Annotated in this window: 1 pseudogene; it reads left to right on the top strand. The window is 58.7% G+C overall.

Going from position 1 to position 281, the window contains the following annotated elements:
- Window positions 1-187: pseudogene (locus SAZ04_RS21845) on the top strand (branched chain amino acid aminotransferase); the annotation flags it as partial.
- Window positions 188-281: the final 94 nt, after the last annotated feature.

Below are 281 nucleotides of genomic sequence, written 5' to 3'. Positions count from 1 at the left end.
CCTGGCTGACGAAGTCTTCATGTCCGGTACTGCGGCAGAAATCACCCCTGTGCGCAGCGTGGACCGCATCCAGGTCGGCGAAGGCAAGTGCGGCCCGGTCACCAAACGCATTCAGCAGGCATTCTTTGGCCTGTTCACCGGCGAGACCGAAGACAAATGGGGCTGGCTGGACCCGGTTAACGCATAACCAGACCTTGCGCGGATGTCGCTGGATGTCCGCGAACTTATTTTCACTGGAGTAAAGAGCATGCCTAAGTACCGTTCCGCTACCACCACCCACG

The sequence above is a fragment of the Halalkalibacter lacteus genome (assembly GCF_036663595.1).
Lineage (GTDB): Bacteria > Bacillota > Bacilli > Bacillales > Bacillaceae_D > Halalkalibacter > Halalkalibacter lacteus.
Note: the sequence above shows the minus strand (reverse complement) of the source record. Positions and strands in the feature narration are given on the sequence as shown.